Below are 13,216 nucleotides of genomic sequence, written 5' to 3'. Positions count from 1 at the left end.
CTGTAGTTCAATCTTCCACTCCGTCCGCCACAGAATCCCCCGCTCTATCCAGCGCAAACACAGTATCAAACTCGCCGAAGTCAGAGGCGCCAAACAACAATTCGATTGCTGCTCCCGTGGCGACTACGGAATCTTCAGGCACAGATCCAAGGACGGATTCGCCACGCTTACCGAATACATCAGCTCCAGTCGCCGCTCAACCCGAAAAGGAAATTGCAGCCGAGAATGTCGAAACAAAACCTTCGGCAAGTCAACCGGAATCCAACGGTTCGGATACAGGGGGCACGCCTCCGGCAGTCCCCTCAGTTGGCTCTGCTGCGGGTGCTTTGGTTTCGTCAACCGCGCCGATGGCCGAAACGCCAGCCCCGCCCCCTTCCGCAATTAGTCAACAACCGGAAATTCGCACTTTGAAGCGGGTCGCGCCGCGAGCCGTGAATCTCAAAGCCCGGCTGTCCGATTCCGTCGCCGACATTGAAATTCAGGGGCAATCATTGGCCGATTTTCTGTCACTGGTTTCCGCAATGAGCACAATTCCCATCACGCTGGATGTGGATGCACTACACGACATGGGGCAATCAGCAGCCATGCCCGTCCAGTTGCATTTGAGCGATGCTTCTGTGGCGGAACTGCTGCAATCGCCTGTGGAATCATTGCGGTTGGGCTATCAGTTTCGCGATGGACAATTGATCGTCGGTTATCCGCCGCAAGAGAAACTGCGGCAAGTGCGTTATGCGGTTCCCGATTTGGCCGGCACAGATCCCCAGGCACTTAGCGAATTGGCGGCGCTGGTAAAGCAAATGGTAGCGCCTGGCTCTTGGCAAAGCCCCGGCGGAAAGGCCACGCTCGTTGTCAGCAATGGTGCATTGCTGATTGAGCAAACCGAGCCGGCACATGCGCAAATTCTTGATTTGTGCGAACGTTTAAGGGTGGCGCGCGGTCTACCGCTTAAAAGCCACTACGATCCAGCGCGATTTGTGCTTACCTCACGGGAAACCCAAGCCCGGGAATTGCTGCAAAAGCCCGTCAACGCGAATTTTTCAACTCCTCAGCCACTAGCACAAGTGATGGAGTGGTTGAGCCGGACAACCGGCGCAACGATTGTGATTAATCACGCGGCGCTCGCGCAGGAAGGAACATCGGCGGATAGCGAATGTGCGGCGGTCGCTGTAAACACACCGCTGGAGAAGTTACTGGACAATTTGACAGCGTCGGCTGATCTTACATGGCGCGCAATTGATCGCCGCACGATTGAAATTACAAGCCATCCGGCGGCGCGGGAGCAAATGGATACCGAGTTTTATGCGGCCCGCGATTTAGCACCAGATACTGCGACCAGTAAAAAGCTGATCAAACAGATCATGGCGAAAATTGAACCACAACTTTGGAACGCCGATTCAAATGCTGTCAGCGCGAACGATGCGGTCAGTAGAGGAGTGCTTCACTTCGATATTCCCAGCGGTGCGCTGATTGTCCGAGCGCCGCAGCGCGTCCAATCGCAGGTGGAAGCGGCCTTAGCCAGCGCACGCCAGAACAAGTAGCGCGGTGGCTACGATGAAGCGTGAGTCACGGATTTTCTCTCAATTTTCTGCACATCCCCATGATTTTTGCCACTTTCATTTCGCGCTTGCGTTCCAGGGCATCGCATGACACAATGTGGATATGAGCTGCACAGTTAACAGCTTTTTTGCGTTTTGGTTTTACTTTAGCCCGCTCGCTTGCGGGGCCGAGGGAGGTTGTTAACCGCTCTCACCAAGCCACAAAGCAAAGTGGAAACAGCCCCGAGACCCGGAAAGCCGGAGATCGGGGCTTTTTTTTGGTCAACTCACCAACCTGTATAGGAAGCCACACTCGTGATAGTCGTCATGAAAAAAGATGCTTCGGCAGAAGATATTGAGCGTATGGTCCAACGCGTGCACAAGTTGGGCTTACGGCCGCATGTGATCAATGGGACCGAGCGCACGGTAATTGCCGTAGTCGGCGATGACCGCAAAACCTACAAAGATTCGCTGGAAAGCGGGCCCGGCGTAGCCGAAGTTGTGCCAATTTTGGCCCCCTATAAAATAGCTAGCCGTGAAGTACGGACTGACCCCACAGTGGTACGCGCCGGCAGTTTGACCGTTGGCGGCGGCACGGTGGGCGTAATTGCTGGCCCCTGCTCTGTTGAAAGCGAAGGGCAAATTCTCGCCACGGCCAAGGCCGTAAAGGCCGCTGGCGCCACTGCCCTGCGCGGCGGAGCATTCAAGCCGCGCACCAGTCCTTACAGCTTCCAGGGTTTGAAAGACGAAGGTTTAAAGTTGCTCCAAGCAGCGCGTGACGCTACCGGTCTGGCCATTGTGACGGAAGTGGTGGCGACCGAGGACGTAGAATTAGTTGCACGATATGCGGATGTATTACAAATTGGCGCGCGCAACATGCAAAATTATCGGTTGTTGGAGTCTGTCGGAAAGGCGGGGCGAGCTGTGCTTTTGAAGCGCGGCCCTAGCGCCACAATTGAAGAACTGTTGTTGGCGGCTGAGTACATTTTGGATGCCGGTAATCAGCAAATCATGCTGTGCGAGCGCGGCATTCGTACCTTCGAAACTCACACCCGATTTACCTTGCCGTTGGCCACGGTGGTTTATTTGCATGGCAAAACGCATTTGCCGGTGGTGGTTGACCCTAGCCACGGCACTGGACACACGTGGCTGGTGCCGCAAATGTGTGCAGCCAGTGTGGCGGCGGGCGCCGATGGGCTGATTGTCGAGGTGCACTCCGATCCTGAGAACGCGCTTTCGGATGGAAATCAATCGATGAATCCCGAGCAGTTCCGCCAGGCGATGGACTCGTGTCGCAAGGTGGCGGCCGCCGTGGGGCGAACGCTGGCGTAATTGCGGTGCTAAGATTTGACGCTTCAAGGCGTAGTGAGAATTCCGCTTTTGAGCAGGCGTTTTCTTCCCGTCGCATGGCCTGCGAAAAGTTTTCCGGCTGCGGTAAATCCACTATATCTGTCGATGACAGCAGCGAATGATTTCTTTTTTGGGTTTCCGTGGGACGATGTCCGAAACTCAACAATGGTCGGACATGTCGTGAAACGTCTGACGTTAACCCCCACCACAACATTTCTTCGCTTACCGTTACCGTGTGGATGACCCACCGGATTTTCCGCCAGGAGGCGTCATGCATCAGCCTGCCCGAGACAGCTCCGTTTCCAAAGTGCGCGCCACGTTATACCTTTCCACCGAAGTGCTGGATGAAGCCCGCAATGCCGCTGTGCATTTAGCCGGTTTTCCCGCCCGGTTGACATTGGCGAAATTGGCCGATAACGCGCTACGAGCGGAACTGCAACGACTGAAAGCACAATACAACCACGGGCAAGATTTTCCACCACGAGACGCCGACCTACAAGGCGGTCGTCCGATTGCCGCATGAAACGATCATCACACCATCGCAAGACGACTGTTAATCCGGCTCACTCCGAAGGTGCGCTAAAATTGCCGCACGATCGAGAACAACTCCGCCGTCGATTGTTGCAGATGATTTTGCAAAGCGAATCCCAGCGCCGCTCGACCAAGGGAATTGCACGGCCTTTCGAGCGGGCTGGCAACGTTGCGCCCGATGCATTAGTGAATTTGGCGGTTTTCGACCCCGATGATTTCATCGGCCAGGGACAAGCCTCCGGCGATACTCCGCAAAGACCGGCATGAACGCGAAGCGTACGGCCTCCATCGGCTGTTTGTGCAGCGTAGCGGCACTCTGTGTTTTGGCCGCAACGAACCCGGCCTGCGCAGAAGTTGCCTCGGCCGACAACATCGAACTCTTTCGCCCGGCTTCGCTTTTGCCTTCCACACCGCAACGGCAGACGCCGCATCCGGCTGTTGTGCGCGTGATTGCGGTCGACACAGATAGCATGTCGCTGGGCTCCGGCACTCTGGTAGATGCCAATCAAGATTACGGGCTGATCATTACCAACTGGCATGTGGTGCGCGATGCTGTAGGACCGGTGGAAGTTGTGTTTGCGGACGGATTTCATTCCATGGCGCGGGTTGTGCGTACTGACAAAGAATGGGATTTGGCCGCGCTATTGATTTGGAAGCCCCCCGCAGTGACGCCCGTGCCGGTTTCCACTGTGCCACCACGGCCAGGCGAAATGCTTACCATCGCCGGATATGGCAAAGGAGATTACAAAATGCAATCAGGGCCTTGCACGGAGTATTTGTCTCCGGCGCCGGGCCAGCCGGCCGAAATTGTCGAACTGGCCGCGGCGGCGCGCCACGGCGATTCCGGCGGCCCCATTTTCAATACTCAAGGAGAGCTCGCTGGCGTGTTGTTTGGCGAAGGGGGAGGCCACACCGATGGAAGCTATGGCGGCCGTGTGAATCAGTTCTTGCAACTGACTTCGCTGGATTTGCGAACCCTGCCGCCGAATAATTCAAACCAAGGTCATGCCCCTGCGATTGTGGCCAATCCCTTGCGAGGAAACAGCGCCGCGCCACCACCGGCGCGGTTTGAGGGAAATCTCGGCCCCTCGCAAAACGAAGGTGGATCGCTCGCTTGGAGCAATGCACCGACCCCAAGAATCGCGGAACGTAATAGCGTCGGGAATATAACATCAGGGAAAGCCGCACCGATTGAGCGCCCATTGTCGCTGCCCGCTGATGCTGCACAACCATCGGGACACGTACATTCGTCGGCCATGAGAACCACCGGGTTTATATGGGGAGACGAATTGAAAACATTTCTGGCTGCGTTTGGCGTGGCGGCTATCGTATTGCATATGTTGCGCTGGATCGCAGGAGCATAAGTTCAAATGCTCACTTCCGTAGCAGCCATTCGATGGCCGCATCTTCCGCCTTTTCAGCCGGCCCATCATAGACCGTGATTTTATCTTGTGCTCCGGCGGCTTTGAACGCGGCGGCGACCACATCCATATCATTGGTCGGCGCCGAAGTTGATGCAGACGCGGCAACCGCCGGGTCGGGGAATGTCTCACCGCGCAACCATAATTCGTGCGATGTGCACAGTGCCAGCAAACCGGGCAAATCGAAATACTTGGCTGCGCCGGGCAAAAAATCGGGGTTATCGACCGTGGCGACATTCGCAAAACGAAAACCGCCCGTTTCGGCAACCGTGCGATCCACGGCCTTGCCGGCCATCGCCTTAGCTGCGATGGCCCAGTGCCCCGCGCCGTTGAAACCTACTACGTCGATCGCGCCCCAGGGCTGATCGTCGCCGCGAAAATAACTGATGGCCGTCAGCACATCATGAACCCGTTGTGCGAACAGAGCGCGGTTATAACCGAATGTGTATGCTGCTGAATTGCGATCTTTCATCACAACTTGCCGCGTACGCTCCAGCGGCTTAGCGTCGGCTAAAAATTCTCCTTGGTATAACAGATCCAATCCGACGACCTGAGCACCGCTATCGAGCAACTTTCGAACAGCCAGTTTGGGAGAACCGTCGGCGGCAAATAATGCAGCTTTGCCAGCCGGATCGAGCCAAATCACCGTGCGATTCGTTTCTCCCCGCGGTTGCAGCAGCACCGTGGGCAATTCTTCCTTTTGTGGCTTATAGCGCAGGAAGCCTTTTTTCTGCAGAAACTTTTCGCGGCGAAGGGTCTCGCCTTGTTGTTGAAATTCCACATCCGAGGGCTTAGATACGCTGCGGCCAATGAGCGCGTCCCAGGCATCACCGACCACGTGGCGGAACGTGGAAAGCGATTTCTCGTCATGCGGAATGAGTTTGGTCAATTGTCGTTGCGAGTCATCGGTCATGGTTCGCAGCAAACTGCGTTCGAAATCTTCGCCGCCGGCGGGTTTGGGATGCTTGTCGTCCCAGACGGTTATTTCTTCGCGAGTTAGCGGCACGAAATCGGCTTCCAGCACAGGCTCTTCCAGTCCCAATTTCAGTTGCTTGTTCATCCATTGATACATTGCCTCGCGGCTAACGTAATTGAAGTTGTGCCCATAGTCTTTGAATAATTTGATTTGCAGGTTGTCTTTTGCGCCTTGCAGTTTGTAAAGTTGCTGGAGTTCCGGCCCTCCTTTTTGGTCCAGCTCCTTTGTCCAATCGCCGCCGTCGGCAATGACGCACAAGGGCTTGGGCGAAAACAGCGCAGCAATTTCGACATTGCCGGTATCCACTCGGAGCAAGTCGGCATTTTCGCATGTGCATCCGCCTTGCATGGCGGTTGAAACCATGACCGCAGGCACCGCTACGCTAGGCCGGGGATCAATCGCACACACCAGGAGCGTTTGCGTGCCGCCGCTGCTGGCGCCCGTGACTGCCAGCCGCTCTGGATCGACATCGGGCAGCTCACAGAGGAAATCGAGCGCCCGGATTGAGTTGTAAGTTTGCAGGCCCAAAATGCTCTGCAAATGCAGATCGGCCTGGGGACTGTAAAATCCCCAATTTTGCGGCGTATTCATTTGCGGACGGGGCGTGTGATTGCCGTGGGCGACTTCGTACGGTATTTGCACACTGTCGTCGTAGCCAACCATGTCGTATTGGAACGCCACGCAGCCCATGCGGGCCAATTGCGTGGGATAGGCCTGTACCGGATGACGGCCACCAACTTCGAATCGCTCGGCGCCTTCAGAAATCTCGTCCCGCACTTTTTTTAGAGGGTCTTCATTGAAGCGCCCGTCGGCAAAGTGGCCATACGGGCAAAGAACGCCCGGCAACTTTCCTTCGCGGCCTTTTGGTCGGTATAAATTGCCGGTAACGAAAAAACCTGGATAACTTTCAAAGTAAACTTTTTCCACGGTGTAATTTTCGCGGTCCACTCGCCCGTAAATCACAGCGTTCAGCGGGGTTTTTTCGGGCAGGGGCCACAAGCCGGCGGCGACTTGAGTTTGCTTGCGCACTTCGTCCGCGCGATCATTCCATTCGTCACGGGTATTCGGCGGTGTAAACGGAAAGGAGCCGTTCAAGTCCTTCAATGGGCTTAGCCGGCTATCGGCGGGGAGTTTCCCGGAGGGCAACACACGAAAAACTGCCGCCGGCTGCACATCGGCTGCGCTGGCAAACTTTTCTGCCGCAGATCGCAGCACTGGTCCGCTCAAAACGCATGCCAGTACGATCAAGCAAAGCGAAAGCAAACGTTCTCGGCGACGCGGCATGCTGCTATTTCTCCGAGCGGCAATAGGTAATGCCCAATCGATCATCTTTAGTGTAAGCCGGAGTGTGGCAGATTGCCATGAATGCCGCCCACCCGGTTTGACAATCTGGCCGTGGGCATTTACGATCCGTTGTTTATTGCCGACGGTATACCAGCCAGGCAAGCGAACAGGTTTCCGTGCTCCGGTGTCAGGGTTACCGGCGCGGACCTTTCGCGGACCGCTTCCGTCGGCCACCCGGTCAGGTAGCTCAGTTGGTAGAGCAACGGACTGAAAATCCGTGTGTCGCCGGTTCAATCCCGGCCCTGACCACTTTAACTTCTCGGGCAAATTCGCGCCATTGGCCAGATTCAGTTTGCCTGTTGGCTCTCCAAGCCTGTTCTCGGCGTCGCCTGATTGGCGGCGATTATCGCTGGCCGCCAAACACATCTGAGCAGCACGATTGTCGTTTTGTCGCGGGAAAAAAATCTCCGGCCAAAACTCGCGCGTTTTGTCATGGTATGGGGCCGGATGCTGCGGCAAATAGCGGCTCAAACAATCCGCAGGCCGAACAAAACTCGTCGAGTTTACGTCCCTAAAGAAGAATTGGAAAGCGATATTCTTAACCCACGGGCGGCGAATTGCTTGCCAGAATCGCGGGCGGCCGCACACTGTCCGCCGAACTGTGCCGCCCAGACGCAAGGAATGCGCAGGCCCATTTCCTGGCGATGCCGAGTAGGCCGTGGCGGCCGACGAGGGGTGCAGCACAGATGCGGGCAATGAAGCAGTGGCTGGCGGCATAACGGGCTTGGAATTATGAAAGAATTTGGTCGTGAACATATGAGTCTTACGTAGCGCAATGACCCGACTGACACCGTCGGATTATGTACGCGGCACGCAGCGACAGCAGTATACCAAACGAGTGGCCCAATTTTCGGAAAGAAATTCAAGACGCGCAGCGATGCACACAACTCCCGTGCACACGATCGAAGATCCCGTCCCCCGTCAGGTGCCGATGCCCAGTTGGTATAATGATTCCTGCAAATGGGCCGGGTCCGAGAATACCCGATAGGCGCCGGCTTCGAATAGCTCCGTGGCGCCGTAGCCACCGCTGAGCAATCCGATACTGAACATTCTGGCTCGACCAGCCGCCAACAAGTCCCAAACGGCATCGCCTACTACGAAGCAATCCTCTTTCTCCGCGCCGAGCTGTTGTTGGCAAGCTAGCAGTGCGTCCGGTTCCGGCTTGGGATGCGAAACTTTCTTGCCAGTCACAACCACCACGCCCTCTTCAATTCCCAGGCACTTAAGCGACGGATCAATTCCCGGACGTGTTCCGGAGGTCGCAATTCCAAACGGGATCAATTGTTCTTTCAAGTATCGAAGCAGCTTGACCGCGCCCCGCAAGGGCCGACACTGCGCTCTCGTTTGGCGGAATAATTCGCAATGTCGATGGTCGATCTTTTGGGCCTGGTCGGAGGTAACTTGGCAATCCAATTCATCCGACAGGGCGTGCAGGAGCAATCCGCCGCTCATGCCAATTCGCCTGTGGATGCGCCAGGCGTCGACTTCCAGGCCGGCCTCATGCAATGCTTGCTGCCAGGCCGACACATGGGCATACGCCGTATCGACGAGCGTCCCATCAAGATCAAAAATGAATGCCGCCATAATCACCTCACGAATGCCCAGGTACCAAAGCCGGTGGTCGCCTGCGCATCAGTCGGGTCGTGTGTGGGCCAAAATCCTAGCGATCTCCGCGATCGCCGTAGCCCGGTTTTACTTTCGTTTTCGCTTGGTGTCGACGGTCGGCGGTCAACGATCGGCCCACATCGTCTGATTCGTGGAAGCGGCCTTTTTTATCGCGCCGTACGTAACGCTTGTCTGTGCCCGTGTCGATCAATTCTCGTTTTCCGGTATGCCATATTGCCATCTATTTCTCCTATGACTTGGCCCAAAATTACACAAAAGCAAACAACATGCCTTGGCGCATTTTTTGCTAGGGAAAAATCCGACGCGATTTTTTTCTCCCACCGAAAGGACCAAACCATGAAACTTGAATCGCTCGATAATTTGCTCATTCACGAGTTGAAAGATTTGCTCAGTGCGGAAAAACAGCTCGTCAAAGCCTTGCCCAAAATGGCCAAAGGCGCGGAAAGCGAGGCCTTGCGCTCGGCAATTGAAGAACATCTGGAACAAACCAAAACGCACGTGGACCGCCTGGAAAAAGCATTCTCCCTGCTCTCGAAGTCTCCACGGGCGGAACATTGCAAAGGCATGGAAGGGTTGATTGAGGAAGGCTCAGACCTGTTGGCGGAAGAGGGTTCGCCCAGCGTGAAGGATGCGGCCTTGATCGGCGCCGCCCAGAAAGTGGAACACTATGAAATTGCGGCCTACGGAACGGCGAAGGCGCTGGCGGAACGGCTAGGGCAAAGCGACGTCGTCAGCTTGCTCGAAGAAACGTTGAACGAGGAAAAGGAAACGGACCAGAAATTGACCGAGCTGGCCGAAAGCGAAGTCAACGCGGAAGCCCAGGCCGGCAGTAGTAAATAAAAAACCAGAAAAGGCGGATCAAAATTGAAATGCGAAATGTCACTCCCGTTGATGATCGGAAAAAGTTATTAAATGTGATTGTGGAAACGCCCAAAGGCAGGCGCAATAAATTCAAGTACGACGAGGCCCGGGACTGTTTCAAGCTGTCGAAGGTGTTGCCCGCGGGCACGGCATTTCCTTTCGATTTTGGTTTCCTGCCACAAACGGCCGCCCCCGACGGCGACCCTTTGGACGTGGTGCTGTTAATGGACGAGCAGGCATTTCCCGGCTGTCTGGTCCAGGCCAGGGTGATCGGCATCATCCAGGCGGAGCAAGGCAGGAACGGGCGAAGAATTAGAAACGATCGGATCATCGCCGTGGCGGCCGCAGAAACAAACTACAAGAAACTACGATCGCACCGCGACATCGATCCCCGATTATTGACCGAGTACGAACACTTTTTTGTTTCCTACCATTCCCTGAAAGGGAAAAAATATCACATCCGCGGCGTGCATGGTCCGAGGCTCGCCATGCGCATCCTCAAGAGAGCCAGGCAACGATTCCACAAAACGAAATAGGGAGAGCAACATGAAAACAGAGAATCAGCAGGACAAACATCGGTTCGAAGCGCTAAAACACAATGAAGAATCTCGCGGGCGCGATGAAAAAAATGCAACAAAGGTCGCCGCGAAAGAGACCAAAGAGCTACGCAAGCGAGAAGGGCGCTCGAAGGAAAACGAGATCACGCAGTAAGGGATGGAAATGTGATGCGGGACAGGCGCAAGGCGGCGGCAAAATTCCGCATTCCGAGCCCACCATGCCGCGAACCAGCTATTGTTGACGCTCCTTCGCTCCACATCGCCAGCACAGGCAAATGGCGGAAGCCAGTCCGAACAACACCGCACAAGAGGGCTCCGGCACGGCCAGCAGAGAGCCGCCGCCAGATTGGAGTGAGTTCAGCAACGCTTGCAAATCGGGATTATTGAATTTGCCATCGCCATTGATATCGCTGAAGCTGGGAAGGGCGGTCTCGGTGACGCTGTAGGTCGATTCATAGGACGGAAGATTGGCCAGCGCCAGCTCCATTGCCGGAATATCGGCGGCGTCGACGTGTCCGTCTTGATTGAAATCGCCCACCAGCGGTGTGGAGCGGACGTAAGAAAAGCCTCCACCTGGGCCTCCCCAGGAAGTGAATTCGATCGACAGATAAATGTTTTCCGAAATCAAATGCAAAACGGCCGATTGATCGACCATCGAAGGCGGATTTTTCCCGTTCCAAATTTCCCACGGGCTAAAACTCAGAGAAGCATAATTTGCCAAATCGCCGTACGCCCATTCCGTATCGGCCGGGCTGGAATCGTGGGTGTAGAAAGTCTCACTCGCTACGTTGAATAAACCTTGCGTTGCTGCTCGGGTGAGCCAAACGTTTGGCGCGAGGCGATCTTGATTTGCCGGGTCGGTTGGATCAGGTGCGGGCTGAGCGTAAGTGAGATCGGGGCCCGACCAAAGTGTCGCGGCGGCAGGTGCGGCCGACCACGCGCCCAGGATGGCCATTGAGATCAACCACAGCGTGCTGGTTTTTGCCGCTTGCATCGAGCGATTTACGCGGGGTGAACCTGATTGCTTGGAGTTGGTTATCGTAATCGGCGCCGACAAACATTGCAAGCGAATTGCATATACGCCATGTCGCCGGGCGCGTTCCAGCCGGCGCTGGCGAGGCCGCCAAGGCTACAGGGCAATTCAAGGGCAATCCGTCGAGCTTTCGATGGCCGTCGCTACATCGGCGGAATGCCAAAGTAGGCGACCACTTGCTCAGCCTACTCCCCCTGCTGCAAACTGCCGCGCAATAATAGACCGTCGATTTCTACCGCGCTTTCGCGCAATTGGCGGAGAGCATCAAGGTAGGCGAGATTGGTTTGAAAGTAAGTTCGCTGGGCCGTCAACAGATTGAGGTAGCTGAACTGCGATTGCTTGTAGCCCGCATTCACCAGGTCGAGCGATGATTGGGCATCGGGCAGGATGTCTTGTTCGTATCGCTGGACTTGCTGAAATGCGTTTGCATAACGCCCATAAACGACAGCGAGTCGTTGCTGGAGCGCCAGTTGCGTTCGGGCCACTTCACTTTTGGCGGCGGCAAATTCCGCCTCCGCCTTGGAGATTCCGCCTTGGTTCCGATTCCAGACGGGAATGGGCAACACCGCCTGCACGCCGACGATGTTGTCCGAAGTAGCATTGTCGTGCTGCCCTGTGACTTGCAAATTGACATTCGGAATTGGCTCGGCGCGGGCTCGATCAATTGCATACCGGGCACGCTCCACATTGGCTTGAGCGGCGGCTAACTCAGGACTCGAAGCCAGAATCTTTTGCAGTGCACCAGGCCAACCAATCCTCGCAATGCCTTCCCGCATGTCGCCGGCCAGCGGGGTGACGGTTAAATCCGGCATTCCTAAGGCCGCGGTCAGAATTCTCCAGGCGGTCAACTGCTCATTGCCGGCGTTTTCCGCCATGATGCGCGCGGTGCTCGCTTCAATCCGCGCTTGTAAAACGTCCGCCAGGCCAACTTCTTGCGCCTTATAAAGATTTTGTGCCGCTTCGGTTCCTTGCTGCCCGATGCCCACCAACTTTTCGGCCAGTTGGACTTTTTGCTGGGCGATTAAGACGTTGTAGAACTGAATGCGAACGTCGTTGATTACGCGAAGCCGCTGGGCTTCCCATTCTTGCTCGGCACGCTTAATGTCTTGCGAGGCCACGGCGCGATTCAATTTGAGCTTGTGGCCTAAAACAATTTCTTGCCCAATGACGCCGCCTTGTTGACCCGCTTTTCCTTCGTCGCCAATCTCTGCCGCCGAATAGCCGCCGGTTGGATTGGGCGGCAAGCCCACTTGCAGCCACTCGCCTTTGGCAGCTTGAATGCGGGCACGGGCCGTCGCCAGCGAGGGATTATTCGTTAGCGCAATGCCTTCCAGGTCTGCGAGCGTGAAAATTGCAGGACTGCCGCTGGGCCTGCCGGGCGGCACGATTTCTGTTGGCGATTGGCTTTGCAGCACTGGGATCAATCCAGCCGAGGAAACCTGCGGCACCACTGGCGGCAAGGGGACAATCGCAGGAACATTCACAATCGCAGGAACATCCATTGTCCCTGGATTGCCTTGTGCGCATACCACCGCTGGTACGCACGCTAGCAGCATCCATATTAAGACAATTCTCATCGTGCACTCCCTTGCACCGAACTTATGAACTGTCGATCCAACTTTTAATCGGCGGACGGCTTGGGGGGCTTCTTTCCGTACTTCGCTTCGTACACTGCCGCGAACTTGGCTTCGAGCTCAGGATGGCAAAGGAAGCATTGCGATTCGGGCCGGTCATGCTTCTGACACCAATCCCCTTTCGCTTTGTATTCCTTGGCGAGTTTTTCACTGCATTGGGCACAGATTTCTTCCGGCACACCATGCTCATTGCACCACCAGCCGTCCGATTTGCTTTCTGTCGATACTTTTTCCGTGTCACTCTGAACATCGTTGGCCGAGTACTTTCCGCAGCCAGTTGTCGTGATACAGATCACTACCAACGCACCGAACAGCATGAGACTTTTCATCATAACCCTGACTCCTTTC

General features: G+C 55.7%; 14 protein-coding genes and 1 tRNA gene. 9 read left to right on the top strand and 6 right to left on the bottom strand.

The window, feature by feature from the left end; all coding sequences use genetic code 11:
• Positions 1-347: 347 nt before the first annotated feature.
• The 5 genes from VFE46_11280 to VFE46_11260 all read left to right on the top strand — a co-directional run bounded on the left by VFE46_11280 (position 348) and on the right by VFE46_11260 (position 4,780).
• On the top strand, positions 348-1,538 hold the full coding sequence (locus VFE46_11280) for a hypothetical protein (GenBank protein ID HZZ28574.1): 1,191 nt from the start codon (positions 348-350) through the stop codon (positions 1,536-1,538).
• Positions 1,539-1,850: 312 nt separating this feature from the next.
• Complete coding sequence (aroF, locus tag VFE46_11275; protein ID HZZ28573.1) at positions 1,851-2,867, top strand: 3-deoxy-7-phosphoheptulonate synthase; 1,017 nt, start codon at positions 1,851-1,853, stop codon at positions 2,865-2,867.
• A 289-nt stretch (positions 2,868-3,156) separates the two neighbouring features.
• On the top strand, positions 3,157-3,408 hold the full coding sequence (locus VFE46_11270) for a hypothetical protein (protein HZZ28572.1): 252 nt from the start codon (positions 3,157-3,159) through the stop codon (positions 3,406-3,408).
• Positions 3,405-3,683 (top strand): hypothetical protein, encoded by a 279-nt coding sequence (locus tag VFE46_11265; protein ID HZZ28571.1) that lies wholly within the window; start codon positions 3,405-3,407, stop codon positions 3,681-3,683. The genes VFE46_11270 and VFE46_11265 overlap by 4 nt, the downstream gene beginning before the upstream one ends.
• Positions 3,680-4,780: a serine protease gene (locus tag VFE46_11260; GenBank protein HZZ28570.1), complete on the top strand. Its 1,101-nt coding sequence runs from the start codon at positions 3,680-3,682 to the stop codon at positions 4,778-4,780. Before VFE46_11265 ends, VFE46_11260 begins: the two co-directional genes overlap by 4 nt.
• A 10-nt stretch (positions 4,781-4,790) precedes the next feature.
• Here the strand turns inward: VFE46_11260 and VFE46_11255 are convergent, their stop codons facing one another.
• Entirely contained in the window at positions 4,791-7,097 is a 2,307-nt protein-coding gene (locus VFE46_11255) for an acetylxylan esterase (protein ID HZZ28569.1), read from the bottom strand.
• 236 nt (positions 7,098-7,333) lie between these two features.
• Here VFE46_11255 and VFE46_11250 point away from each other — a divergent pair.
• Positions 7,334-7,406: transfer RNA gene (locus VFE46_11250), tRNA-Phe, on the top strand.
• 672 nt (positions 7,407-8,078) lie between these two features.
• Here VFE46_11250 and VFE46_11245 read toward each other — a convergent pair.
• Together VFE46_11245 and VFE46_11240 are read right to left on the bottom strand one after the other, a co-directional pair.
• Positions 8,079-8,741, bottom strand: a complete 663-nt coding sequence (locus VFE46_11245) for an HAD family hydrolase (protein HZZ28568.1) — start codon at positions 8,739-8,741, stop codon at positions 8,079-8,081.
• Between the two features lie 76 nt (positions 8,742-8,817).
• On the bottom strand, positions 8,818-9,003 hold the full coding sequence (locus VFE46_11240; protein ID HZZ28567.1) for a hypothetical protein: 186 nt from the start codon (positions 9,001-9,003) through the stop codon (positions 8,818-8,820).
• Between the two features lie 116 nt (positions 9,004-9,119).
• Between VFE46_11240 and VFE46_11235 the strand changes: the two genes are divergently transcribed.
• Genes VFE46_11235 through VFE46_11225 form a run of 3 tightly spaced genes read left to right on the top strand, consistent with a single transcriptional unit; the run spans position 9,120 to position 10,355 of the window.
• Positions 9,120-9,623: a ferritin-like domain-containing protein gene (locus VFE46_11235; protein ID HZZ28566.1), complete on the top strand. Its 504-nt coding sequence runs from the start codon at positions 9,120-9,122 to the stop codon at positions 9,621-9,623.
• 29 nt (positions 9,624-9,652) lie between these two features.
• Positions 9,653-10,180, top strand: coding sequence for an inorganic diphosphatase (locus tag VFE46_11230; protein ID HZZ28565.1), 528 nt, complete (start codon positions 9,653-9,655; stop codon positions 10,178-10,180).
• Between the two features lie 10 nt (positions 10,181-10,190).
• Positions 10,191-10,355: a hypothetical protein gene (locus tag VFE46_11225; protein HZZ28564.1), complete on the top strand. Its 165-nt coding sequence runs from the start codon at positions 10,191-10,193 to the stop codon at positions 10,353-10,355.
• A 78-nt stretch (positions 10,356-10,433) separates the two neighbouring features.
• Here the strand turns inward: VFE46_11225 and VFE46_11220 are convergent, their stop codons facing one another.
• The 3 genes from VFE46_11220 to VFE46_11210 form a co-directional block, all read right to left on the bottom strand.
• Positions 10,434-11,195, bottom strand: a complete 762-nt coding sequence (locus VFE46_11220) for a dockerin type I domain-containing protein (protein HZZ28563.1) — start codon at positions 11,193-11,195, stop codon at positions 10,434-10,436.
• A gap of 224 nt (positions 11,196-11,419) precedes the next feature.
• Entirely contained in the window at positions 11,420-12,811 is a 1,392-nt protein-coding gene (locus tag VFE46_11215) for a TolC family protein (protein HZZ28562.1), read from the bottom strand.
• A gap of 44 nt (positions 12,812-12,855) precedes the next feature.
• Entirely contained in the window at positions 12,856-13,197 is a 342-nt protein-coding gene (locus tag VFE46_11210) for an RND transporter (protein ID HZZ28561.1), read from the bottom strand.
• Positions 13,198-13,216: the final 19 nt, after the last annotated feature.

Source organism: Pirellulales bacterium, from assembly GCA_035656635.1.
Taxonomy (GTDB): domain Bacteria; phylum Planctomycetota; class Planctomycetia; order Pirellulales; family JADZDJ01; genus DATJYL01.
Note: the sequence above shows the minus strand (reverse complement) of the source record. Positions and strands in the feature narration are given on the sequence as shown.

Excerpts from the sequence above, each read along its gene's own strand:
- VFE46_11270 (HZZ28572.1), top strand. The coding sequence starts at position 3,157 with ATGCATCAGCCTGCCCGAGACAGCTCCGTTTCCAAAGTGCGCGCCACG.
- VFE46_11215 (HZZ28562.1), bottom strand. The coding sequence starts at position 12,811 with ATGAGAATTGTCTTAATATGGATGCTGCTAGCGTGCGTACCAGCGGTG.
- VFE46_11280 (HZZ28574.1), top strand. The coding sequence starts at position 348 with ATGGCCGAAACGCCAGCCCCGCCCCCTTCCGCAATTAGTCAACAACCG.
- VFE46_11220 (HZZ28563.1), bottom strand. The coding sequence starts at position 11,195 with ATGCAAGCGGCAAAAACCAGCACGCTGTGGTTGATCTCAATGGCCATC.
- VFE46_11230 (HZZ28565.1), top strand. The coding sequence starts at position 9,653 with ATGCGAAATGTCACTCCCGTTGATGATCGGAAAAAGTTATTAAATGTG.
- VFE46_11225 (HZZ28564.1), top strand. The coding sequence starts at position 10,191 with ATGAAAACAGAGAATCAGCAGGACAAACATCGGTTCGAAGCGCTAAAA.
- VFE46_11240 (HZZ28567.1), bottom strand. The coding sequence starts at position 9,003 with ATGGCAATATGGCATACCGGAAAACGAGAATTGATCGACACGGGCACA.
- VFE46_11260 (HZZ28570.1), top strand. The coding sequence starts at position 3,680 with ATGAACGCGAAGCGTACGGCCTCCATCGGCTGTTTGTGCAGCGTAGCG.
- VFE46_11265 (HZZ28571.1), top strand. The coding sequence starts at position 3,405 with ATGAAACGATCATCACACCATCGCAAGACGACTGTTAATCCGGCTCAC.
- VFE46_11235 (HZZ28566.1), top strand. The coding sequence starts at position 9,120 with ATGAAACTTGAATCGCTCGATAATTTGCTCATTCACGAGTTGAAAGAT.
- VFE46_11210 (HZZ28561.1), bottom strand. The coding sequence starts at position 13,197 with ATGAAAAGTCTCATGCTGTTCGGTGCGTTGGTAGTGATCTGTATCACG.
- VFE46_11245 (HZZ28568.1), bottom strand. The coding sequence starts at position 8,741 with ATGGCGGCATTCATTTTTGATCTTGATGGGACGCTCGTCGATACGGCG.
- VFE46_11255 (HZZ28569.1), bottom strand. The coding sequence starts at position 7,097 with ATGCCGCGTCGCCGAGAACGTTTGCTTTCGCTTTGCTTGATCGTACTG.